This is a genomic window from Prosthecobacter sp., assembly GCF_044222345.1.
In the GTDB taxonomy this organism is placed as follows: Bacteria; Verrucomicrobiota; Verrucomicrobiia; order Verrucomicrobiales; family Verrucomicrobiaceae; genus Prosthecobacter.
On the sequence record NZ_JBGANL010000032.1, the window covers coordinates 37,079 to 58,066 of the forward strand.

24 protein-coding genes are annotated in these 20,988 nt (G+C 60.7%); 14 read left to right on the forward strand and 10 right to left on the reverse strand.

Annotated features, from left to right (window positions below):
* Positions 1-13 precede the first annotated feature (13 nt).
* Together ACILSL_RS16950 and ACILSL_RS16955 are read left to right on the forward strand one after the other, a co-directional pair.
* A complete protein-coding gene (locus ACILSL_RS16950) occupies positions 14-2,566 on the forward strand; it encodes a protein kinase domain-containing protein (protein ID WP_395733240.1) in 2,553 nt (850 codons plus the stop codon).
* Complete coding sequence (locus tag ACILSL_RS16955) at positions 2,563-3,279, forward strand: RNA polymerase sigma factor (protein WP_395733241.1); 717 nt, start codon at positions 2,563-2,565, stop codon at positions 3,277-3,279. Before ACILSL_RS16950 ends, ACILSL_RS16955 begins: the two co-directional genes overlap by 4 nt.
* Before the next feature lie 57 nt (positions 3,280-3,336).
* Here ACILSL_RS16955 and aspS read toward each other — a convergent pair whose 3' ends face one another.
* Positions 3,337-5,172, reverse strand: coding sequence for an aspartate--tRNA ligase (gene aspS / locus ACILSL_RS16960; protein WP_395733242.1), 1,836 nt, complete (start codon positions 5,170-5,172; stop codon positions 3,337-3,339).
* 117 nt (positions 5,173-5,289) lie between these two features.
* Between aspS and ACILSL_RS16965 the strand changes: the two genes are divergently transcribed.
* Positions 5,290-6,777, forward strand: coding sequence for a sulfatase (locus ACILSL_RS16965; protein WP_395733243.1), 1,488 nt, complete (start codon positions 5,290-5,292; stop codon positions 6,775-6,777).
* A 289-nt stretch (positions 6,778-7,066) separates the two neighbouring features.
* Entirely contained in the window at positions 7,067-7,657 is a 591-nt protein-coding gene (locus ACILSL_RS16970) for a sigma-70 family RNA polymerase sigma factor (RefSeq protein ID WP_395733244.1), read from the forward strand.
* A gap of 102 nt (positions 7,658-7,759) precedes the next feature.
* Here ACILSL_RS16970 and dtd read toward each other — a convergent pair whose 3' ends face one another.
* From dtd to ACILSL_RS16985, 3 genes are read right to left on the reverse strand one after another with little or no spacing between them, the layout of a single operon-like run.
* Complete coding sequence (gene dtd, locus ACILSL_RS16975) at positions 7,760-8,212, reverse strand: D-aminoacyl-tRNA deacylase (protein ID WP_395733245.1); 453 nt, start codon at positions 8,210-8,212, stop codon at positions 7,760-7,762.
* A 3-nt stretch (positions 8,213-8,215) separates the two neighbouring features.
* Entirely contained in the window at positions 8,216-9,145 is a 930-nt protein-coding gene (locus tag ACILSL_RS16980) for an amidohydrolase family protein (RefSeq protein WP_395733246.1), read from the reverse strand.
* 12 nt (positions 9,146-9,157) lie between these two features.
* Complete coding sequence (locus tag ACILSL_RS16985; RefSeq protein ID WP_395733247.1) at positions 9,158-10,390, reverse strand: thymidine phosphorylase; 1,233 nt, start codon at positions 10,388-10,390, stop codon at positions 9,158-9,160.
* Between the two features lie 77 nt (positions 10,391-10,467).
* Here ACILSL_RS16985 and ACILSL_RS16990 point away from each other — a divergent pair, with 77 nt between their 5' ends.
* Positions 10,468-12,936: a PSD1 and planctomycete cytochrome C domain-containing protein gene (locus tag ACILSL_RS16990; protein ID WP_395733248.1), complete on the forward strand. Its 2,469-nt coding sequence runs from the start codon at positions 10,468-10,470 to the stop codon at positions 12,934-12,936.
* A gap of 85 nt (positions 12,937-13,021) precedes the next feature.
* Here ACILSL_RS16990 and ACILSL_RS16995 read toward each other — a convergent pair whose 3' ends face one another.
* The 5 genes from ACILSL_RS16995 to ACILSL_RS17015 all read right to left on the reverse strand — a co-directional run bounded on the left by ACILSL_RS16995 (position 13,022) and on the right by ACILSL_RS17015 (position 16,100).
* The gene (locus ACILSL_RS16995) at positions 13,022-13,573 is read right to left on the reverse strand and encodes a hypothetical protein (protein ID WP_395733249.1); all 552 of its coding nucleotides are present in this window, start codon (positions 13,571-13,573) and stop codon (positions 13,022-13,024) included.
* A 64-nt stretch (positions 13,574-13,637) separates the two neighbouring features.
* On the reverse strand, positions 13,638-13,781 hold the full coding sequence (locus ACILSL_RS17000) for a DUF3309 family protein (protein ID WP_395733250.1): 144 nt from the start codon (positions 13,779-13,781) through the stop codon (positions 13,638-13,640).
* Positions 13,782-13,904: 123 nt separating this feature from the next.
* Positions 13,905-14,585, reverse strand: coding sequence for a response regulator (locus ACILSL_RS17005; RefSeq protein ID WP_395733251.1), 681 nt, complete (start codon positions 14,583-14,585; stop codon positions 13,905-13,907).
* Positions 14,582-15,757: a sensor histidine kinase gene (locus ACILSL_RS17010; protein WP_395733252.1), complete on the reverse strand. Its 1,176-nt coding sequence runs from the start codon at positions 15,755-15,757 to the stop codon at positions 14,582-14,584. Before ACILSL_RS17010 ends, ACILSL_RS17005 begins: the two co-directional genes overlap by 4 nt.
* A complete protein-coding gene (locus tag ACILSL_RS17015; RefSeq protein WP_395733253.1) occupies positions 15,747-16,100 on the reverse strand; it encodes a histidine kinase in 354 nt (117 codons plus the stop codon). The genes ACILSL_RS17010 and ACILSL_RS17015 overlap by 11 nt, the downstream gene beginning before the upstream one ends.
* Before the next feature lie 251 nt (positions 16,101-16,351).
* Between ACILSL_RS17015 and ACILSL_RS17020 the strand changes: the two genes are divergently transcribed.
* From ACILSL_RS17020 to ACILSL_RS17060, 9 genes are all read left to right on the forward strand, one after another.
* Entirely contained in the window at positions 16,352-16,909 is a 558-nt protein-coding gene (locus ACILSL_RS17020; RefSeq protein ID WP_395733254.1) for a L,D-transpeptidase family protein, read from the forward strand.
* Positions 16,910-17,047: 138 nt separating this feature from the next.
* Positions 17,048-17,545: a PRC-barrel domain-containing protein gene (locus tag ACILSL_RS17025; RefSeq protein WP_395733255.1), complete on the forward strand. Its 498-nt coding sequence runs from the start codon at positions 17,048-17,050 to the stop codon at positions 17,543-17,545.
* Between the two features lie 21 nt (positions 17,546-17,566).
* Positions 17,567-18,148, forward strand: a complete 582-nt coding sequence (locus ACILSL_RS17030) for a BON domain-containing protein (protein WP_395733256.1) — start codon at positions 17,567-17,569, stop codon at positions 18,146-18,148.
* 185 nt (positions 18,149-18,333) lie between these two features.
* Complete coding sequence (locus tag ACILSL_RS17035) at positions 18,334-18,909, forward strand: peptidoglycan-binding protein (protein ID WP_395733257.1); 576 nt, start codon at positions 18,334-18,336, stop codon at positions 18,907-18,909.
* Positions 18,910-19,018: 109 nt separating this feature from the next.
* Positions 19,019-19,222, forward strand: coding sequence for a CsbD family protein (locus ACILSL_RS17040; RefSeq protein WP_395733258.1), 204 nt, complete (start codon positions 19,019-19,021; stop codon positions 19,220-19,222).
* 71 nt (positions 19,223-19,293) lie between these two features.
* The gene (locus ACILSL_RS17045; protein ID WP_395733259.1) at positions 19,294-19,425 is read left to right on the forward strand and encodes an entericidin A/B family lipoprotein; all 132 of its coding nucleotides are present in this window, start codon (positions 19,294-19,296) and stop codon (positions 19,423-19,425) included.
* A gap of 362 nt (positions 19,426-19,787) precedes the next feature.
* Positions 19,788-19,937, forward strand: coding sequence for a lmo0937 family membrane protein (locus tag ACILSL_RS17050; protein WP_395733260.1), 150 nt, complete (start codon positions 19,788-19,790; stop codon positions 19,935-19,937).
* A gap of 49 nt (positions 19,938-19,986) precedes the next feature.
* On the forward strand, positions 19,987-20,205 hold the full coding sequence (locus ACILSL_RS17055; protein WP_395733261.1) for a DUF3185 domain-containing protein: 219 nt from the start codon (positions 19,987-19,989) through the stop codon (positions 20,203-20,205).
* A gap of 50 nt (positions 20,206-20,255) precedes the next feature.
* A complete protein-coding gene (locus ACILSL_RS17060; protein ID WP_395733262.1) occupies positions 20,256-20,411 on the forward strand; it encodes a hypothetical protein in 156 nt (51 codons plus the stop codon).
* 124 nt (positions 20,412-20,535) lie between these two features.
* On the opposite strand, the gene ACILSL_RS17065 is transcribed toward ACILSL_RS17060, so the two are convergent.
* Positions 20,536-20,925 (reverse strand): hypothetical protein, encoded by a 390-nt coding sequence (locus tag ACILSL_RS17065; protein ID WP_395733263.1) that lies wholly within the window; start codon positions 20,923-20,925, stop codon positions 20,536-20,538.
* Between the last annotated feature and the right edge of the window lie 63 nt (positions 20,926-20,988).

Below are 20,988 nucleotides of genomic sequence, written 5' to 3' on the forward strand. Positions count from 1 at the left end.
TGCAGCCGGTATCATGGATTCCTCTTCGCCCTCACCCGATCCCTTCCACGGGCTGAACCCTGCCGACCTCATGGCCGCTGCAGCCATGCCGACGGACGGCGGTGCCGACACGCTGCCGCTCACTCCGCGTGATCTGCCCTCGCTGGCGGAAATCGCTGCCGCGTTTCCCGATCTCGAAATCCTCGATCTCATCGGCCATGGCGGCATGAGCGCGGTCTTCCGTGCGCGCCAGCCGAGACTCGACCGCATGGTGGCGCTCAAAGTGCTGCCCAAATCCCTCGCGGCCACGCCGGGCTTTGCGGAGCGCTTCACGCGTGAGGGGCGCGTGCTCGCACGGCTGAGCCATCCCAACATCGTCACCGTGCATGACTTTGGCGAGAGCGGCGGCTTCTGCTTCCTCATCATGGAATACGTGGATGGCGTGAACCTGCGCCAGGCCATGCGTGCCGGACGCTTCACACCGGAGCAGGCGCTGGGCATCATTCCCGTGATGTGCGAGGCCCTGCAGTATGCCCACAGCCAGGGCGTGCTGCACCGCGACATCAAGCCGGAGAACATCCTGCTGGATGCGAAGGGCCGGGTGAAGATCGCCGACTTCGGCATCGCCAAAATCCTCAACGAGGACGGCGATGGTGGAATGATGCTCACGCAAAGCGGGGCCAGGCTCGGCACCGCGCCCTACATGGCGCCGGAGCAGATCGAGAAACCCGGCAGTGTGGACCACCGTGCGGACATCTACAGCCTCGGCGTGGTGTTTTATGAGATGCTCACCGGAGAGCTGCCGCTGGGCCGCTTTGCTGCACCTTCCGAAAAATCCGCCGTGAATGGCAGCATGGACGAGGTCGTCTTCCGCGCGCTGGCCAAGGAGCGCGAGCGCCGCCAGCAGAGCGCAGGAGAGTTTAAAACGCAGGTGGAGAGCGCCACAATGGCCCCAGCCAGTCATCCCGGGAGGCAGTCTTCAGAGACTCAGATGCGTGCATTGAAGCTGGGAGGCGCTGTGGCCGGCTCCGTTTTCGTGGGTGCCAACGTCATCTTCCTGCGCCATTTTTTTCAGGCACCGCAGCCTGACTGGCCGCGCACGGTTCTACCTTGGGTACTGCTGAATGCCGGAGGTCTTTCGCTGATCCTGAACCTGCTCCTCTGGCTGCGGCTCGTGCCGGTCAACCGCATCTACGGTGTGCAATCGCCCGCCACTCTCTCCAGCCCGAAGCGCTGGTATGAAGTGAACGCCTTTTTCGGCAAGCAGGCGTTCTGGTGGTCGTTCGTCGTCTTCGGTGCCGGCATCGCGGGCTTTTACCAGCTCCCGCGCCATCAGGATGCGTATGCGTGGGCCACCCTCACGCTCACGCTCGTCGGCATTGCGGCCTCGGTGGTGTCCACGCTGGTGTGGATCCGCCGCCACCCGGTAGGCGGACCGGAGATTAGGCCGCACCGGCTGGTGAGGAATCTTGAGCTCGTGTTTCCAGCGCTGGTGCTGGCGTTCTTCATCAAGGCCTTCATCTGCGCCTCCTATTCCATCCCCCATGGACATGAGCCCGGCGTGGCCAAAGGCAGCCACTGGATGGCCTCCCGCCTCAACACCGGCTTTGCCCCCGGAGACCTCGTCGCCTATGCACACGAAAGCGGCCAGACCTGGCTGGCACGCGTCGTCGCTGTCGACCTCAAAGGCCTGCGCCTCAAACGCGGCAGCAGCGCGGAGGAGTTCTTCATGGCCTGGGACAAGATCATCGGGAAGATGCTGTTTCCCTATTATTCGCCGGGTAAGCTTAAAGGGGCCGGTCTTACTCCAGCCGCTCCGCGGGCGAGTCCGGTCATTGAAGGAACTGCTTCTGCGCTGCAGCACAAACCCGTGCTGATGTTCACGCGTCTCAAACAAAACCGCAAGGAGTGGCAATGGCCAGTCTATACCCCGCAGGGCAATCCTGCGCCCGCAGAAGAGTCCGAACCGCTGATCGCCAGATCGACAGACGGAGGTGCAGAAAACCAAAACGATGAGACTTGCTGGCTGCAGCTTTGGTTTGGGCATCCAGACTTTGATCATTACAGTGTGCTGAAGGTGGACATCACAGACGTGAATGGCCAGCCCTTGCCAGATCGGGATGCAGATATTGCCGGACCTTTCTGGTCGTCCGACAAGCCGACGCCCGTTTTAAAAAGCTTGGTCATCAGCCCGGGCCGTCGCGGCAAGCTGCCCGAGAAGGTGCGCATCGTGCTGCATTACAGCATGGGGCCGTGGAAATACGTCTCCAAGGTTCCTACCGACTTCAACGGCTCCATGTCTCTTGGAGATGGCTGTTTGCTGGCTGCATTGGGTGAAGACCATGATCAGCGTGCATTTCTCGCGTGGTCCAAATTTGAAGATGAGACCAGCTATGATGGGGTGGCTTTGCTGAAGAACAGAACCTCCTTGGGCTCTGTCGGCAAGTCCAGCAGCGGAACCCGCAATAGCGTGACTGAAAGAATCTATTTCCCGACACCTCTGCGTGAGGTGGAGTGCTTTCGAATTCGCAGCCGGAAAGTTCAAATGGTCACATTCGACTCGGTGGTGATCCCGCCCCTCCCATGACCTCCTCCTTCCACGACACACGCTGGACGCTCGTCTCCCGCTCACGCGGAGAGGATACGCAGGCGCGTGCCGCGATGAGCGAGCTGTGCGCGGCCTACTACGCCCCCGTGGTGGCCTTTCTGCGGCGCGACGGGCGTGCGGAGGATGTGGCGCGGGATCTGGCGCATGACTTCTTTGCCAAGCTGCTCACGGGCGGCACCATCGACGGGGCCGATCCTCTGCGCGGGAAATTTCGCAGTTACCTGCTCACGGTCTTGAAACGCTTTGCTGCCAATCAACGCGAGCATGATCGTGCAGCCAAGCGCGGCGGTGGCCAGATCCATGCGGTGATCGACGGTGACTCTGACATGACCGGTGCGGGCCTGCAAATCGCCGACACCAGCATCGAAGCGCCGGATGCGGCCTTTGACCGCCAGTGGGCCCTGACCTTGCTCGCGCGTGCGCTGGCACGGTTGGAGTCCGAGATGAGGGACGAAGGCAAGTCAGAGCACTTCGATGGGCTGAAACCGTGGCTGACTGCGGAAGCTGATGCGACACCGCAAAGCGAAGTGGCTGCGAAACTCGGCATGAGCATCGAAGCCGTGAAAGTGGCCGTGCACCGCCTGCGGAAGCGTTTTCGCGAAGCCGTGAAGGCAGAGATCGCGCAGACACTCGGCCACGCGGGGGATGTGAACGAGGAGATGGACGCGCTGATGCGGGCGCTGAGGAAATAAAAAATCCTCCGCCCTTGCGGGGCAGAGGATCTTTTGTGACTCGAAGATAGGATTGCCTTACGCCGCTGGCGTCTCCGCAGCCGCCTCCGGCTTCTTCTCCTTCCAGGTGCTCTGGATGTAGATTTCGCGCAGGGTCTTGAAGTCGATGTTCGTCGGGCTGTCGGTCATCAAATCGCTGCCCCTGTTGTTCTTCGGGAAGGCGATGACTTCGCGGATGCTTTCTTCTCCGCTCACCAGCATGGCGATGCGGTCCAGACCCAGGGCGAGGCCGCCGTGAGGAGGAGCACCGAAACGGAAGGCGTCGAGGAGGTGGCCAAACTTATGCGCCTGTTCTTCTTCGTTCACGCCGAGGACGCTGAACATCTTGGCCTGCAGATCCTTCTCGTGAATTCGGATGGAGCCGCCGCCGAGTTCGTAGCCGTTGAGGACCACGTCGTAGGCTTCGGCGCGCACCTTGCCGTATTCACCGGCGTCCATGAGCGGGATGTCTTCCGTCTTCGGACGGGTGAAGGGGTGATGCACGGCCACCCAGCTCTGCGTTTCCGCGTCCTGGGCCAGCAGCGGGAAATCGACAACCCAGAGGAAGTTCAGCGCGGTGCTGTCCTTGGTGAGCTGCGTCATGTTGGCGATCTCCACGCGCACGCGGCCGAGGATGTCGCAGGCTTCCTGCCAGGTGCCGGCGTAGAAGAAGACGATGTCGTTTTCCACGACACCGAGCTTGGCGATGAGGGCCTTCTGCTCGTCTTCGCTGAAGAACTTCCACAGCGGGCTCTTGTATTCGAGCACGCCGTTCGCGTCACGCTCCACCTTGATGAAGGCGAGCTGTTTCACTTTCATGCCGGCCTGGGTGGCGATCTCGTTGAGGCGGATCATCTGCCCGGTGGTGATGCCGGCGAAGCCCTTGGCGTTGATGGCACGCACGACGCCGCCATTTTCAATGGTGCTGCGGAAGATTTTGAAGCCGCTGTTCGCAAACACATCGGCCATGTCCACGATCTCGTTGCCGTAGCGCGTGTCCGGCTTGTCGGAGCCGTAGCGGTCCATGGCTTCCTGATACGTCATCCGTGGGAAGGGCGTGGGGATGTCGCGGTCGGTGCCGGCCTTGAACATCTTGACCAGCAGGTCTTCGACGAGGTTCAGGATGTCGTCGCGCTCGATGAAGCTGGCCTCGATGTCGATCTGGGTGAACTCCGGCTGGCGGTCGGCGCGCAGGTCTTCATCGCGGAAGCAGCGGGCGATCTGGAAGTAGCGCTCCAGGCCGGCCACCATCATGAGCTGCTTGTACTGCTGCGGAGCCTGCGGCAGCGCGTAGAAGCGGCCGGGGTTCAGGCGGGCAGGCACCAGGAAGTCACGCGCACCTTCCGGTGTCGGGTTGCTGAGAATCGGCGTTTCGACTTCGATGAAGCCGGCGGCGTCGAGGCAGTTGCGTGCGGCGTTGGTGATCTTGTGGCGCGTGCGGATGTTCTTGCTCATGCGCTCGCGGCGCAGGTCCAGGTAGCGGTACTTCATCCGCATGTCTTCGTTGGAAAGCTCACGGTCCAGCTGGAAGGGCAGCACGTCGGCCTTGTTGAGTACTTTGCACTCGGTGGCCACGATTTCGATTTCGCCGGTGCCGAGCTTGGAGTTTTCCGTGCCGGCAAGACGAGCAGCCACCTTGCCGGTGATCTGCAGCACGTCTTCGTCACGCAGGTGATGGCTCTGGGCGGCGAGCTCAGCGTTCTCTTCCGGGCGGAAGACCACCTGGGTCAGGCCCTCGCGGTCACGCAGGTCGATGAAGATCACACCGCCATGGTCGCGGGCCGAATTCACCCAGCCACAGAGTGTGACGGTCTGGCCGATGTGCTCTGAGCGGACGGCGTTGCAGTGAAAGGTACGGTAGGCGTTGGGGATCATGGCTGAAAAAAGGGCGCGTAGAGTCGGCGGATTCGGCCTGCGTGCAAGGGGTAAGGCAGGGCCAAAACGGGGGTTTTGGGGCAAGGTCGGAGCTGGGCGGTGCGTTCCCTTCGGCCTATGTTTTGGAAATCACTGCTTCTTCTGGGCGTTTTCACCGCTGCGCTGCACGCCGCTGACCGGCCCAATGTCGTGTTCTTCCTTGTGGATGATCTCGGCCAGCGTGATCTGGGCTGCTACGGCAGCACCTTTTACGAGACACCCCACATCGACGGCCTCGCCAAAGACGGCGCGCGTTTCACGGACGCCTACGCCGCCTGCCCGGTCTGCTCGCCCTCACGTGCCGCCGTGCAGACGGGGCGCTGGCCCCAGCGCACGGGCATCACCGACTACATCGGCGCGCCGCTGAAGCCGGAAGGGTGGAAGCGCAACACCCAGCTGCTGCCAGCTCCGTATTCGGACCGTCTGGCCCATGAGGAGGTGACGCTGGGAGAGCTCATGAAAAGCGCCGGCTACGCCACCTTTTTCGCGGGCAAGTGGCACCTCGGCCCCGAAGGCTTCTGGCCGGAGAGCCAGGGCTACGATGTGAACATGGGCGGCGTTGATCGCGGCGGCCCTTATGGACGCGGCAAGTACTTCGTTCCCTATGACAATCCGCGCCTGCCCGACGGCCCGCCCGGCGAGCATCTGCCGGATCGCCTCGCCACGGAGGCCTGCAAGTTCATCGAAGCGCACAAAGCGGAGCCCTTTTTCACCTTTTTCTCCTTCTACTCCGTGCATACGCCTTTGCAGTCGCGCCCGGATTTGCAGGCGAAGTATGAGGCCAAGCGCCAGAAGCTCGGGCTGCAGCCGAAGTTTGGCCGCGAGGAGCCGCGGGATGTGCGGCTGGTGCAGGAGCATGCGGTGTATGCTGGCATGGTGGAGGCCATGGACGCCGCCGTGGGCAAGGTGCTGGCCAAGCTGGACGAGCTGGGGCTGGCAAAGAATACGATCGTTATTTTCACCTCGGACAACGGCGGCCTGAGCACCAGCGAGGGCTCCCCTACGTCCAATCTCCCCCTGCGCGGAGGCAAAGGCTGGCTCTATGAGGGCGGCATTCGCGAACCCCTCATCGTTCGCTGGCCGGCAGTGGTGAAGCCGGGCGCGGAGGTGGGCACTCCGGTGAGCAGCCCCGACTACTTCGCCACGCTGGCGGACGTGACCGGCAGCAAGCCTGCCGCCAAGATCGACGGCGTGAGCCTGCGCCCCCTGCTGGAGGGGAAGGGGAGCCTGCCTGACCGCGCGCTCTTCTGGCACTACCCCCACTACGGCAATCAAGGCGGTGCCCCCGGAGCCGCCATGCGCCAGGGCGACTGGAAGCTCATTCAGTGGTTCGAGCAGGACCCGCCGGAGCTTTTCAATCTGAAGGATGACCTCAGCGAGACCAAGAATCTGGCTGCTCAAGAGCCCGAGCGGGTGAAGGCCATGCTCGCCGAACTGCAGGCCTGGCAGAAAGATGTGGGCACCCTCATGCCCACGAAAAATGCCGGGTACGACCCCGCCAAGCCTAACGGACGCGGGGTGCAGGGTAATGGCGGCCGGAAAGCGGCGGCTAAAAAGGCCAAATAGGGGCGAATACAGATCGCGGATAGATTTTGCCATCCAAAGGCTCGGCGGGCGCCGATCCATGGGGGCGCTGCTCTGATGTGCTCCTTGGAGTCGCCACCTTTGGGGGCTCAAATTCGGTGGGAATAAAAGCAGGCTCGATCCGTCACACAGTAAGCAGGCTGATGTATCTCAGTGTCAGAAAGTTAGACAAAATTCGATACAATATTAGACAAAATAGAAACAAATCTTTGACGAAAGTGCGTTTGTCGCAATTATACCAACCTGTCAGGTAACCCCAACCACCATGAACATGACTGAAATTTCCCCTGAGGTTGATCCCAATGTCGTCGAAGACATCCGCCTGCTGAAGCGCATCTCGGAACGCGATTCCGCCAGCTTCCAGACCTTCTACAAGAAGTACAGCGGCCTCATCTTTGCCTCGATCTCCAATGTCTTGAACGACCACCACGACACCGAGGACGTCATGCAGGAAGTCCTCGTGCAGGTCTGGAACAAGGCTCACCTCTACGAACCCCGCAAAGGCAAGCCGCTCACCTGGCTGACGACTTTGGCTCGCAATCGCGCCATCGACCGCATCCGCTCCAAGCAGCGCCGCTCACGCCTGAACGATGATTTCGAATCCGAAAACAAGAAGGACCAGTACGAGTTTGAGCCTTCCGGTCACGAAAACCTCGAGTTCAAGGAACGCGACACCATCCTCCACAGCGCCGTGTCCCGCCTCACGCAGGATCAGCGCGAAGCCATCGAGCTGACCTACTTCACCGGCCTCACCCAGGCTGAAGTGGCCGAGCGCCTGCACGAGCCACTTGGCACGATTAAAGCTCGCATTCGTCGCGGCGTGAACCGCCTCGAGACGCTGGTGAAGCCCCGTCTCGCCTAACTTTCCAACCCCCAAAACCTGGAAAACCCAAGGAGAGGGGCGGACTTCGGTCCGCCTCTCTTTTTGTTGGGCTGTCTAAGACTTGGGACAAACGACAAGCGATTATTCCCGCGCCCGCGAGTCGATGCAGATGGTCACCGGCCCGTCGTTGACCAGCGCCACCTTCATGTCGGCACCGAAGATGCCACGTGCCACGGGCTTGCTCATCTCGGCTTCCAGCAGGGAGAGGAACTGCTCGTAGAGCGGAATGGCAGTCTCGGGACGTGCGGCGCGGATGAAGCTGGGACGGTTGCCCTTTTTGGTGCTGGCGTGCAGCGTGAACTGGCTGACCACCAGCAGCTCGCCGCCGATGTCCTTTACGCTGAGGTTCATCTTGCCCTCTGCATCGCCAAAGATGCGCATCTGCGTGAGCTTTTGCACCAGCCATGTTGCATCTTCCAGCGTGTCTTCGTGTTCGATGCCGGCCAGGATCATCAAGCCCATGCCGATCTGGCCGGTGATCGTGTCATCGACGGTGACGGAGGCGGAGGAGACGCGTTGGAGGACGAGGCGCATGACCTACTTCCTCTCCACCCAGCGATACGCCGCCAGCGAATTCTTCCAGAAGTACTTCTCGCAGGCCTCGCTCCCTTTGCTGCGGAAGAATTCATCCACGATTTTGAAGACGACGGCATACGGCGCGCCTTTGTCGGAGACGGGCCAGTCGCTGCCGTAGATGAGGCGGTCGGGGCCGAAGGTTTCCCAGAGGTGGTCGAGGATGGGGAGGTAATAGGCGGTGTCGCTCGGAGCCTTGCCGTAGTCGCACTTCACCTGCTCCACGAGGGCGGAGACTTTCATGAAGACATTCGGCTGCTTCGCCACGACGCGGATGTTTTCCTTCCACTCGGGGCGCAGGGACTGGGGATCGCCGGAGGCGCCCAGGTGGTTGATAAGGACGCGCAGATCAGGCACATCAGCGGCGAGTTTGGCAGCGTGGGGCAGATAGGCGGGCGCGCCGTTCAAATCGAGCTCCAGGCCATGCTTGGCCAGCAGCTTGGCACCGGCGAGCACGGCGTCCTGTTTCGCAGCATCCTGCAGAAACGCGCTGCTCCAGCGCAGCCCGCGAAAAATGGGATTCGCTGCGAAGCGCTCCAGATGGCCTGCAAACTCCGCGCCAGGATCGAGATGACCCACGAATCCCACGATGCTCTTCTCCTTGGCCGCGAGATCGAGAATCCACTGGTTGTCCTCCACCAGCGGGCTGGCTTCGACAACGACGGTTTCTTTGACGCCATGTGGCGCTGCCACAGCGAGCCAGTCAGCAGGCAGCACGGTGCGGTAGAGCGGGGAGCCCTTGCCCGGCCACGGCACACCGCCGGGGCGTGCGGGGTCGTAGAAATGCGTGTGCGTGTCGATGATGCGCGTCGCAGGCGGTGCTGCCTGCACGGATTCATGCAGCAATGCGGAAGTGGCGGCGGCGGTGGTCTGGAGAAAGCGGCGGCGGTTCATGAGAGACAAACGTCAGACGATGTCGATGTACTCCTGCAAAATATCCAGCGTGCGAAACAGCGCGCCCTTGGTGCGCGCATGCACGCGCAGCAGCACATCGCCGGTTTGCACCTGCGTGCCGGTCTTGGCGATTTGATCGCAGCCCATGGCGTAGTCGATGGGATCGGTGGCTTTGGAGCGTCCGGCGCCGAGTTCGAGGACGGCCTGGCCGATGCCTCCGGCGTCCATGCGCGTGAGAGTTCCGCTGGCTTTGGCCTTGAGTTCGCCAATGAAGGGGGCGCGATGCACGGTGGTCATCCGCTCCAGGGCGTCCACGTTGCCACCCTGGGCCTGCACCATCTTCTGAAACTTCCGCCAGGCATCGCCGCTGTGCAGCAGGGCGGCGAGATCTGAGCGTGATGAAATGGAAACGGCGGAGGCGAGATCGAGCACGATGTCCTCCAGATCCTGCGGGCCTTCGCCTTTGAGGCAGCGCACGCATTCGGCGACTTCCAGCGCATTGCCGGCGGATTCGCCCGTGGGTTCGTTCATCTCGCTGAGGCGCACGCTGGAGCGCACGCCCATGGCCTCGCCGACGGTGACGAGGCTTTGGGCGAGGCGATGCGCCTCCTCCTGCGTTTTCATGAAAGCACCGCTGCCCCACTTCACATCCAGCACCAGACGGTTGAGGCCTTCGGCGAGTTTCTTGCTCATGATGCTCGCGGTGATGAGCGGGATGCTCGGCACCGTGCCGGTCACATCCCGCAGGGCGTAGAGCTTTTTGTCCGCCGGGCAGATGCCGGCGGTCTGGCCGACCATCGCGCAGCCGATGCGGTCGATGACGTTGTGAATCTCCACCTCATTGAGCTGAGTGCGGAAGCCGGGAATGCTTTCCAGCTTGTCCAAGGTGCCGCCCGTGATGCCGAGGCCGCGCCCGGAGATCATGGGCACCCATACGTTGTCGCAGGCGAGCAGGGGCGCGAGGATGAGGGAGGTTTTGTCGCCAATGCCGCCGGTGCTGTGCTTGTCCACACGCATGGGGTCGTGGTCGTTCCACAGCAGCATGCTGCCGCTGTGCAGCATGGCGTCGGTGAGGGCGGCGGTTTCCTCCGTCGTCATGTCGCGGAAGAAGATGGCCATGGCCAGCGCGCTCATCTGGTATTCCGGCATGTCTCCGCGAGTGAAGGCGCTGATGACAAAGTGGATCTCCTCGGCGGTGAGGGTGCCGCCGTCGCGCTTGTGCTCGATGAGGGTTGGGATGTGCATTGGCAGCATGCTAGGATCTGCCATGCGTGTTTGGCAATACTGAACCTGCGGACATCGTATGCTCATTCCGTCCAACCATGCGTGTCATTTGCGTTCTCCTCCTTTCCAGCTCCGCTCTGTGTGCGGCGGCGATTGATTTCTCGCGCGACATCCAGCCGATCCTTTCGGACAAATGCTACTTCTGCCACGGGCCGGATGCGAAGGAGCGCAAAGGCGACCTGCGGCTGGACGTGGAGAAGGAGGCCAAGGCGGTGAAGGACGGTGTGGCGGCCATTCTTCCGGGCAAGAGCCATGAGAGCTCCCTGATCGAGCGCATCTTCAGCACCGACCCGGATGAAGTGATGCCCACGCCGAAGAGCAACCGCACGCTGACGGATGCACAGAAACAACTGCTCAAACAGTGGATCGATGAAGGGGCGAAGTGGGGCACGCACTGGGCCTTCAAACGCATTGAACGACCCAAGCTGCCGGACGTGGGCGCGAAGCATCCCATCGATGCCTTCGTGCACGCGAAACTGGCAGAGAAGGGGATGAAGCCTGCGCCACGGGCCGATGCGGTGGCCTTGCTGCGTCGTGTGTCGCTGGATCTCACCGGGCTGCCGCCGACAGCGGACGAACTGAAAGAGCCGTATGACAAAGCCGTGGCGCGCCTGCTGAATTCGCCGCGCTTTGGCGAGCGCTGGGCCTGGGACTGGCTGGATGCGGCGCGCTACGCGGACACCAACGGCTACCAGGGCGATCCTGAGCGCACCATGTGGCCGTGGCGTGACTGGGTGGTGAAAGCGATCAACGAAAACATGCCTTATGACCGCTTCACGATCTGGCAGCTTGGCGGTGACTTGCTGCCCAATGCGACGCAGGAGCAAAAGCTGGCCACAGGGTTCAACCGCAATCACATGATCAACGGCGAGGGCGGACGCATCGCGGAAGAGACGCGGGTGGAGAATGTGATGGACCGTGTGGAGACCACCAGCACCGTGTGGCTGGGGCTGACGATGGGCTGCTCGAAGTGTCACGATCACAAATTCGATCCGCTGACGATGCGTGATTACTACGGGCTCTACGATGTCTTCAACCAGACGAGCGAAGACGGCCTTGGCCGCAGCGGGCAGGCGGCTCCGGCGATGGACCTGTCCACACCTGCCGAACTCGAACGGGTGAAGACGACCACGGAAAAAGTGAAGCAAGTCGCAGCGGAGGTGGAGGCGTTTGAGCTGACCAAATGGCCGCGCCCCGCAGGGAAACCGCTGACGGAATCCGATGCCATCAAGCTGCCGGGAAACCTGCCAAGCTACATCGCCAAGACGGAGCCGAAGAACCGCGGCGTGGACCCGCTGCTGGAGGCGGTGAATTACTTCAAAGACAAGGACGCCGAATACACCAAGCGGCTGCAAAAGCTCCTCGCCGCCGTGCGTGCCCGCGTGGCAGCCACCAGCGCCGTGACCAAGGTGATGGTCATGGACACCACGCCCAAGGTGCGTGAGACCTTTGTGCTGGAGAAAGGCGCGTATGACAAGCCCAGCGCCACGAAGGTGAGCTTCAACGTGCCGGCGAGTCTGCCCGCAATGAAGCCGGACGCACCGCGCAACCGCCTCGGCCTCGCCGAATGGATCGTGAGCCGTGACAACCCGCTCACGGCGCGCGTGACGGTGAACCGTTTCTGGCAGGCCTTCTTTGGCGTGGGCCTCGTGAAGACGGCGGAGGATTTCGGCTTGCAGGGCGAGGAGCCACCACAGCGCGAGCTGCTCGACTGGCTGGCCTCCGAGTTCATCGACAGCGGCTGGGATGTGAAGGCGCTGATGAGACTGATCGTGACGAGCGAGACGTACCAGCAGTCATCGAAAATCAAAGACCCGCAGGTTGACCCTGAGAACCGCTACCTCGCGCGTGGTCCGCGCTTTCGCATGCCTTCGTGGATGCTGCGGGACCAGGCCTTGTTTGTCTCCGGCCTGCTGCAGGACAAGCTGGGTGGCCCATCGGTAAAGCCCTACCAGCCCGAGGGCATCTGGGAGGAGGCGACCTTTGGCAAAAAGAGCTACGTGCAGGATCACGGCGATGCGCTCTACCGCCGCACGCTGTATGTTTTCTGGCGGCGCATCGTGGGCCCCACGATGCTGTTCGACAATTCTGCGCGGCAGACCTGCATGCTGTTCGACAATTCTGCGCGGCAGACCTGCGTGATCAAAGCCACCCGCACCAACACACCGCTGCAGGCTCTCGTGACGCTGAACGACGTGACCTACGTGGAAGCGGCCCGCGTACTGGCGCAGCGCGTGCTGCTGGCAAATCGTGGCAATGAAGACGCGGCGCTCGCACAGGCGTTTCGACTCGTCACCTGCCGTGAGCCCGCCAAAGCGGAAGCGGCGCTGCTGAAAGTGCAGCTGGGCAAGTTGAAGGCGCAGCAATCGGATCGTGCTGCGGCGCTGAAGCTGCTGGCGGTGGGGGAATCCAAGCGGGATGAATCCATCGATGCCGCCGAGCACGCCGCGTGGACGAGCCTGTGCCTCATGCTGCTGAATCTGGATGAGGCGGTGACGAAGGAATGAAGCGTGGGCTGGAGCCGGGCTTTGTGTAAAGGGTGAAGAAGCTGTGACGCTTCTCCACCCGGAGCTTGATCAAACCAACCCGCTGTTAGCGGCGGCCTGAAGACCTGTTCCAGCCTTCATGATGTTCCGAGCGCCCCCCGGACGAATGGCCCCCTGATGAATGACTTCCCGAGGAGTGGCCGCCCGAAGGGTGGTTGTTCGAGGGGAAGCTGCTCGACGGATAACCGCTCGACGGGCGGTAGCCCGAAGGGGGATTGATCGAGGGGTGGCTGTTAGACGGGCGAAAGCTGGAAGGGTAGCTGTTCGAAGGACGGTAGCCAGATGGTGGCATGGAGGGCTGCGAGTGGTTCTGATGCTGGCCACCGTAATAATACTGTCCGTTGTGGTAGTAGCGGTTCGAGTACGGCCTGCCCTGATAGTAGTAGCTGCCGGTTTGATACTGGCCGCCTGAATAGTAGCGTCCCTGGTGGTAGTAGGCGCTGCCGGAGTAATTCCGTGGAAGGGTCGAGTAGGTGCGAAAGCCGCCGCCATAGCCGCCGTTGGAATAAATGCCGCCGGGCATCATCGGGTCCACGCAGGAAGAGAGGTTCAAGGCGGCCATGGCCGGGATGAGGAGGAGAAAAGGGCTGAATTTCATGAGGTTTGGGTAACGGACGGGTTGGGTGGAGCGGACGATCGGCCGCAGATGGACTGGAGCGAACTTAAATTCGCCCGGTAAGGAGTAGTACGATGAGGATGATGACAAGGAGACTTGCGCCGCCACCGGCATAATGATTGCCGGAACGGAAGCCGTAGCCACCTCCGCCGAGCAGTAAAATAATGAGGAGGATCAGAAGAATGTTCATGGCTTGATTAATCGTAGTTGGTGAGGACTTGGCGCTTCCGATTTCGACAATGACCGCCACGGACCGTCGGTATGCCAGGGTGGAAACCCTGCCTGTGGCAGCGGAAAACCGAGCGTCTCACGATCATAGGATCGTCACCTGGACGCTGCTTTCGATGATGCCGGCGGCGATGGCGTGGCGGGTAAGGCCGGCAGTGTCGTGAATGTTAAGCTTGTTCATAAGGCTCTGGCGGTGTTTTTCGACGGTTTTGATGCTGATGTGCAGCTCTTCCGCCGTCTCTTTGTTGGCCCGGCCCTCTGCAATGAGCTGCAGCACCTCAGATTCTCTCGATGTGAGCTGTTCGGTGTCTTTCGCGGTGCGAAGTTCACCACGCTCTTGCGCTTTCTGCCGGTGGTGATTGCGGCGTTTGGCGATGATGGGGCTGAAGAAAGTGCTGCCACGATGGATCTCACGGATCGCCCTGGGAAGAATGTGTGCGGCGGTTTGTTTGATCAGGTAGCCTGAAGCACCGATGGCCATGACCAGTGCGACGTAGGCATCGTCACTGTGCGCGGAAAGGATGAGCACTTTGATGCCAGGTTGTGCCTGCAAAATCTGCCGGGTGGCCTCCATGCCATTGAGCGAGGGCATGGCGATGTCCATGACGACGAGATCCGGACAGAGCTTGCGGGCCAGTTCCACTGCTTGCCGGCCATTTTCAGCTTCGCCGATGACTTCGATGTCTGTTTCGAGCTTCAGCAAAGCGCGCAGCCCTTCACGGACTATCATGTGATCTTCGGCCAGCAGTACAGTGATGGGTTTCATAAGTGTTTCGTTCTTGGGGTGCGAGGTTTGGCGTGGCGCTTTCTGGGGGCGACACGGTGCTGCGGAATTTCAACGCGGACGGTGGTCTCCTGCCCTGGAGAGGAAGTGATGGAAAAGGTGCCGCCGATCATCTCTGCTCGTTCGCGCATGCCGAGGAGGCCAAGGCGTTTGCGGCCTTTGGCGAGTGCGGCTCCTTCCACCTCGAAGCCCTGGCCATTGTCGATGATCTCCACACTGACAGCCGTCTCGCCTTGTCGGATGGCCACTCGGGCGTGGCTGGCATGGGCATGACGGGAGACATTCGTGAGCGCCTCCTGAGCGATGCGATACAAGACGGTGCGCACGTCGCTGCTGAGTTTCTCGACCCCGGCGAAGATGGTGAGGCTCACATGGATCCCCGTCTGCTCCATGAAATCCTTCAGGTAGGATTGCAGTGCGGGTATCAGGCCCAGATCATCCAGCACGGTGGGGCGCAGATCGCGGGCGAAGCGGTGGACAATGTCCACTGACTTCTCCACAAGGCGCTGCGTGGCGGTGATCTTGTTTTGCAGGTCCTTGGTGTTGGTCCCGCTCTGGATTTTCAGGGTCGCCAGCCGGACATTGATGCCAGTCAGCGTCTGCGAGATGACGTCGTGGAGCTCGCGGCTGATCTTCTGCCGTTCTTTCTCCTGCGCGGAGAGCAGGCGGCGTGAGAGATCGCGCAGTTCCTCCTGCATGCGGCGCGATTTTTGCAGAAGCTGGCTGGTGGTCTTCTCGCTGGTGCGCAGGGATTCTTCGACCGACTTGCGCTGGCTGATTTCCTTTTTCATCCCTTGGTTGGCGGTGGCGAGTTCGGAGGTGCGCTGGCGCAGGGATTCGATCATGCCTTTCATTCGCACATTGGCTTCGAGGGCACCGCGATGTGTTTCCTCGATGGGCGTGACGGCTTCCTTGAAAAAGAGGCCCGCCTGGCGGACCATGCCATCGCTGGTGCGGGTGGAGTAGTGCGGCAGCACCAGGGTGATCAGCGCATCCTCGTGCAGCCGTGCCAGAGCGAGAGTCTCCAGCTTCAGCACCACGGCCTGCGTGCCCAGGCGTCGTGCTGCGTCCAGACTCTCCGGCTTTCCTTGTTTGAGATGCTTGCGTAGAGCGGTCAAATAGCGCCGTGCAAAGACGGGCTGGTTAGTTTGCATAGGGCAGGTTCAGTTTGCGGGCGAAGCGGTTGATACTTCTGATCGACTTTTTCACCAGCCGCTGCGTGGTGATCAGTCCTTGGTTGAAACCCGCATGGCCGCTGGCGGCCTCTTGCTCCAAGGCCAGCAGTCTAACCTGGATGCCCAGCAGTGTCTGGATTATTTCATCATGGAGCTGGAGGCTCAACTGCAGCTGCTCCAGTTCGGTTGAGGTCAAAATTTTGCGGGTGATGTCACGCAGTTGTTGCTCCAGGAGCCGTGACTCATCGAGCTGCAAGCGGTCTGCCGCCGGAAGGGTGAGTCCGGCGGGTGTGTGCCATCCCGGCAGACTGGGTGTCTTCAACTCTCTCATTTTGGGGGCAGTCCGGCAGGTGTCATGCATCATCAATAATGGCAGGTGCTTGCCTGACATCTGAGTCTCCGGAGCAGGAGGCTTCCGCGCCATGGGGTGAAACCCTACCCTGAAACTGCTGGCAGGAAGAGAAGGCCGTTTGCAGTGCTCATGCGTAAAGATTGTACGCTGACGCTGTATTTCTTTGGGCAGGACCCTCTGATGATGCCGACAAAAATTCGCACTCTGAAAAACTACGCGCCATGTCCAAACTCCACCTTCAAAGCTGTTTCCTCCTTCTCACCTTCGTCGCCCTGGGGCTGGCCGCTGGCTGTGTGGGGCCCCCGCCGCCGCCCGTTCCTCAGGAACAGTCGTTTTGGAACGGTGACATGATGACCGGCAGTCCTTCCATCCGGATCAGCCTTTCACAGCAGCGCGCCTTTTTTTACAAAGACGGCCAGCTTGCGGGAGTGTCGGAAATTTCATCCGGGCGTGAAGGGCGCGATACAGTGACGGGCAATTTTAAAATCATCGAAAAGGACATCGATCATGTGTCCTCCCTGTTTGGCGATTACGTGGATGCCGATGGAAACGTGATCCAAAAGGATGTGGACACCAGCAAGGACCCCAAGCCCAAGGGGGCGATCTATGACGGGGCCAAGATGCCGTATTTCATGCGCATCGTCGGCGGCACCGGCATGCATGAAGGCTACCTGCCGGGCTATCCGGCCTCCCACGGCTGCATCCGCATGCCCGGCTTCATGGCTGCCGCCTTCTACCGTTCGGCGGAGGTTGGCACCCCTGTGAGCATCGAACCCTGAACGAAGACTGGAGAATGATGAGTGGGGTTACACCCCATGGTTTGCCTGAATGCAGCGCTGTAGCATTCACCACAGAAAGAAACTTCGGTGCCGCCGCAAAATGCGTGACGGGCTCACGAAGGTGCCTTCAAACCATCAATGAAATCAAACTCCATTCTTATCACCGCAGCGCTCATGGCGTCCTGCCTTTGCCTGCAAACCCAGGGAGCCGAAAACCCCGATGCCCTCAAATATCGGCGCCCCGAAAAGTTTGCGGAACTCGATGGAGCCGAAGTCTTGAACATGCAGAATGAAAAGCTGGGCAGGGTCAAATTTGTCACGGCTGATCTGGAAAATGGCCGCCTGGTCGAAGTGGTCGTCACATCGGGCGGCGGCTTTTTGGGCTTCGGTGCCAGGCTCACCGCCGTGCCACCCCGCGCATTGACGTTTGATGAAAAAGGGCAGTTGCTTCGACTCAACGTGAGCCGGGCGAAGTTTGCCGCCGCGCCGAGATTTGACCGCTCGCACATGGCTGAGGCCACAGCCCGCGAGCGGGTGGCTGAGGTGTGCCGTTACTATGGTCTGCAACCCTGGTTTTTCCTCCCGGGCCAGACAGTCGTCAAGAATGCCGAAATTTTGCCGCTGGGACACATCTAGAAACTCAAAGACATGCTGGGCATGCCGATCTCGAGTGCGCAGCGCGGCTATCTGGGGCAGGTGGGAAGCCTGATGACGGATCTGCCAAAGGGACGTCTCGTTCACGTCATTGCCGAGGGCAACAGCATGGGGGGCAATGCCAATGTCGTCATCCAAGCCCGGGCGCTTAAGTTCAATGCAGCACACTCCGCCCTGGTGGTGGATGACAACTACAAGCAACTCGCCGACGAACCGCATTTCAAATGGCTCAGCAGCGGCGCCTTCATGGAGGAATCCTATGTGAACCGTGAAGTGCAGGCCGACAAAGGCGTCCACTCGAAGCAAAACGCACAGGCAGGCAAGGTGAGCCATGTGCATGCCATGGAGCAGGGGGTGGATTTCCGCGACCGGCAGAAGACCGCCATGATCAATCAGGCCATCCAGGCAGATCCCCGCCTTTCCTCCAATGCGAAACAGATCGAGGTCGTCACACTGCATTCCCAGACGACGCTGCGTGGCCGCGTCAATTCTGCCGAAGGCAGGCGCCGGATCGGTGAGATAGCCGCCAGGCTGGGACGCCCGGAAGATGTGAGCAACCAGCTCGTCATCCAGACTCTGCGCTGAGGCCTGCACCTGCGGAAATAGGATGCCCTGTCGTTTGAATCCCCCCTGGGGTGAATGCCCCGGCAGGAGTGGTGGAATTCAAATGGCAGAGCGGGGGCGCGGCGCGCTGAACTGCGATGCCCCCCCCTGAAAATGAAGCCATTTCGCAGTTTCTAACGATTTTCCAGTAACACCCAAACAACACCATGAAAAAATATCCCACACTGATATCCCGGACATTCAGAGCAAGCGCCCTGGCGGCTGCCCTGCTGATGGCGCTGGCACCGATCTGCCAGGCAAAAGACAAAGGTCACGGCGGCAATCCGAAAGGTCACGGCCATGATGCCGGGCACCCGAACGAGGGGCACAAGCAGGAGCCAAAGTACAGTCACAAAGACGACCACGGTGATCACAACAAGGTGGTGTATATGGCGCATCCACCATCGCGTTTTGTCCTTTCTCCAGGCAATGGGTATGCGGGACGTGGCTACTATTATGGCCCCCCAAACTCGCCCTATTACTATCAGCGCCCAGACGTGAAGTACTTCGCCAAGCGTGAACACTTTCCGAAAGGGTATGCACTCCAGCCGAACAACCAGAGCATGTCTGATGAATTCGCCGTGCAGCAGGCTCTGGCGCGTCTGGGGTATTACCAGGGGCCGATTGATGGCAGGCTCGGACCGCAATCGCTGCGCGCCATTGCTCAATACCAGCAGGCACGTGGCATGAGCGTCACCAATTCAATCGTGCCCGCCCTGCTGCAGGCACTCGGCCTGCGATAAAACGTTCTGCCTCCATGCGCATGCCGGACTGCTTCCCAGCAACCGGCATGCCACGCGGTAGGGTTACACCCCATGGTTTAAGCATGCGGTGAGGGCTAGCATGAAAGTCATGAACACACTGCAACTCCAAGGCGACTGGAACATTCTCAAAGGCAACCTCAAACAGAAGTGGGCCGCACTGACGGACGACGATCTCCAGTTGATCGATGGCAAGCAGGACGAACTGCTGGGACGCATTCAAAAGCGCACTGGAGAGACACGTGAAGCGGTGGAAGCCGCCATCAAGGAATACCGCGCCGCGCTGGCCGCCTGAGGCAGCCCCTGGTTCCATGCCGCACTGACACCATCAACGAACGCTCAACACACACATCTATGAAGACACCCATGAAACGAATCGCACACCTCCTGCTGGCCTCCGTCATTTTCTCCATGGTGGGCACCAGCTGCCGCACCTTCCGAGGCTTCGGCCAGGATGTCGAACACGTCGGCAGCCATATCGAGAACGCAGCGCGATAGTCGGCTGATTCATCGCATCCAGGGCGCTGTTGCAGGACCAGACAAGGTTCGCAGCAGCGCCTCTTTGATTTCAACGGGAGGCGATCAAAACAAGACGGGAGTCCCTGTCGCAGCGGAATGGAAGCAGGGGCTGGCAGGGTGGCAGCGCGGACCACACCGCAGACCTGTGTGGGGGGAATGGGTGGCTGGCATGCCACACCGCAGCGCCTCTGCGAGTAGGGTTACACCCCATCGCAGTTGGCTGGCGCATGGCCCATAGTGAGACTCATGAAGCCAGCCACTCAGCAGTCAGGAACTTAATCACCTGCAGCCTGCCTGCCTGGGCGGTCTGACTTCTCTCCTGCCCAAACACACATCATCTCATGCTCTCTCTCATCGCTGTCATTCTCATTGTCCTCTGGCTGCTCGGTCTCGTGACCAGCACCACCATGGGCGGATTCATCCACATCCTGCTGGTGATCGCCATCATCGTCGTCCTGCTGCGTCTCATCCAGGGGCGTCGTGTCCTCTGAAGCCCGGATCGGCGTCCTCACTTCATTTCACACCCCTTCCCATTCATCTATGAAACCTACCATCGTCATTGCCATCCTGCTCCTCGTTCTCGGCGTCTTTGTCTTCGCCTATCATGGCTTCACCTACACCACCACTGAGAAGGCCATTGATCTCGGCCCCATTCAGGTGACTGCGGAAAAGGTTCATACCTTTCCATTGCCCCCGTTTGTCGGCGGTATCGCGCTGGTGGGCGGCATCATGCTTCTGATCTCTGAGCGGAAGCATTGATTGCGCCGCTTGGTCACAGCCAAACTCAACCCCCAAACCGTATTCTTAGTATGAACATCACTAAATCACCCAGCACGCTGCTTCTGGCCATCTATCTGATCATCATCGGCTGCAGCGGTGCCTTCGGTATCAGCCTCGGTGCGCTCAGCATCATTGTACCCTGCCTTGCCATTGCCGCAGGTGTGCTGCTGCTGCTGGGGAAGTAGGCCGGGGGCGCGGAATTTATTTCCTCCTAACCTTCGTATCTTCGACAAAAAAGGCCGTACTCCGCCGAAACGCCAGACTCTTACTTGGCGACCCATGCTGAAAACCGGCGACGAGTGGCAGGCGCTATTTCTTCGGCAGATCGGGGAGGCGGGTGGCGATGATTTCCTGGCCCTGGGCATTCGTGCCTTTGATTTCTTTGCCGCCTTTGAGGAGGTGGATGGTGTCAATAAAGACCCCGTCTTTCCAAGTCAGGACGTAAGTGGGGGGCTTGGCCGTGGAGGTGCATTTCCAGGTGGCTGTACCTACGCTGGGACAGGATGCTGTGCCATCGGGGAGGATGGTAACGATGTCGTTGTTTACCCAGCGCCAGCGGCCGGCAATTGGATCTGCCTTCTTTGCGGGGGAGTCTGCCGCGCTGGCAGTGCCGACGGCGATGAGGAGTGCGAGGACGAGGAACCCGGCGGTGCGCAGGCTGCAAAGGCGGTGGTCGAGTGTGTGAAGTAGATGAGTCATCGGATGATGCAGGGCTAGGTGGTTAACAAGGAGTGCCTAAGCGCGGTCGAGTGGGATGTATAG

Excerpts from the sequence above, each read along its gene's own strand:
- ACILSL_RS16950 (WP_395733240.1), top strand. The coding sequence starts at position 14 with ATGGATTCCTCTTCGCCCTCACCCGATCCCTTCCACGGGCTGAACCCT.
- ACILSL_RS16955 (WP_395733241.1), top strand. The coding sequence starts at position 2,563 with ATGACCTCCTCCTTCCACGACACACGCTGGACGCTCGTCTCCCGCTCA.
- aspS (WP_395733242.1), bottom strand. The coding sequence starts at position 5,172 with ATGATCCCCAACGCCTACCGTACCTTTCACTGCAACGCCGTCCGCTCA.
- ACILSL_RS16965 (WP_395733243.1), top strand. The coding sequence starts at position 5,290 with ATGTTTTGGAAATCACTGCTTCTTCTGGGCGTTTTCACCGCTGCGCTG.
- ACILSL_RS16970 (WP_395733244.1), top strand. The coding sequence starts at position 7,067 with ATGACTGAAATTTCCCCTGAGGTTGATCCCAATGTCGTCGAAGACATC.
- dtd (WP_395733245.1), bottom strand. The coding sequence starts at position 8,212 with ATGCGCCTCGTCCTCCAACGCGTCTCCTCCGCCTCCGTCACCGTCGAT.
- ACILSL_RS16980 (WP_395733246.1), bottom strand. The coding sequence starts at position 9,145 with ATGAACCGCCGCCGCTTTCTCCAGACCACCGCCGCCGCCACTTCCGCA.
- ACILSL_RS16985 (WP_395733247.1), bottom strand. The coding sequence starts at position 10,390 with ATGCACATCCCAACCCTCATCGAGCACAAGCGCGACGGCGGCACCCTC.
- ACILSL_RS16990 (WP_395733248.1), top strand. The coding sequence starts at position 10,468 with ATGCGTGTCATTTGCGTTCTCCTCCTTTCCAGCTCCGCTCTGTGTGCG.
- ACILSL_RS16995 (WP_395733249.1), bottom strand. The coding sequence starts at position 13,573 with ATGAAATTCAGCCCTTTTCTCCTCCTCATCCCGGCCATGGCCGCCTTG.
- ACILSL_RS17000 (WP_395733250.1), bottom strand. The coding sequence starts at position 13,781 with ATGAACATTCTTCTGATCCTCCTCATTATTTTACTGCTCGGCGGAGGT.
- ACILSL_RS17005 (WP_395733251.1), bottom strand. The coding sequence starts at position 14,585 with ATGAAACCCATCACTGTACTGCTGGCCGAAGATCACATGATAGTCCGT.
- ACILSL_RS17010 (WP_395733252.1), bottom strand. The coding sequence starts at position 15,757 with ATGCAAACTAACCAGCCCGTCTTTGCACGGCGCTATTTGACCGCTCTA.
- ACILSL_RS17020 (WP_395733254.1), top strand. The coding sequence starts at position 16,352 with ATGTCCAAACTCCACCTTCAAAGCTGTTTCCTCCTTCTCACCTTCGTC.
- ACILSL_RS17025 (WP_395733255.1), top strand. The coding sequence starts at position 17,048 with ATGAAATCAAACTCCATTCTTATCACCGCAGCGCTCATGGCGTCCTGC.
- ACILSL_RS17030 (WP_395733256.1), top strand. The coding sequence starts at position 17,567 with ATGCCGATCTCGAGTGCGCAGCGCGGCTATCTGGGGCAGGTGGGAAGC.
- ACILSL_RS17035 (WP_395733257.1), top strand. The coding sequence starts at position 18,334 with ATGAAAAAATATCCCACACTGATATCCCGGACATTCAGAGCAAGCGCC.
- ACILSL_RS17040 (WP_395733258.1), top strand. The coding sequence starts at position 19,019 with ATGAACACACTGCAACTCCAAGGCGACTGGAACATTCTCAAAGGCAAC.
- ACILSL_RS17045 (WP_395733259.1), top strand. The coding sequence starts at position 19,294 with ATGAAACGAATCGCACACCTCCTGCTGGCCTCCGTCATTTTCTCCATG.
- ACILSL_RS17050 (WP_395733260.1), top strand. The coding sequence starts at position 19,788 with ATGCTCTCTCTCATCGCTGTCATTCTCATTGTCCTCTGGCTGCTCGGT.
- ACILSL_RS17055 (WP_395733261.1), top strand. The coding sequence starts at position 19,987 with ATGAAACCTACCATCGTCATTGCCATCCTGCTCCTCGTTCTCGGCGTC.
- ACILSL_RS17060 (WP_395733262.1), top strand. The coding sequence starts at position 20,256 with ATGAACATCACTAAATCACCCAGCACGCTGCTTCTGGCCATCTATCTG.
- ACILSL_RS17065 (WP_395733263.1), bottom strand. The coding sequence starts at position 20,925 with ATGACTCATCTACTTCACACACTCGACCACCGCCTTTGCAGCCTGCGC.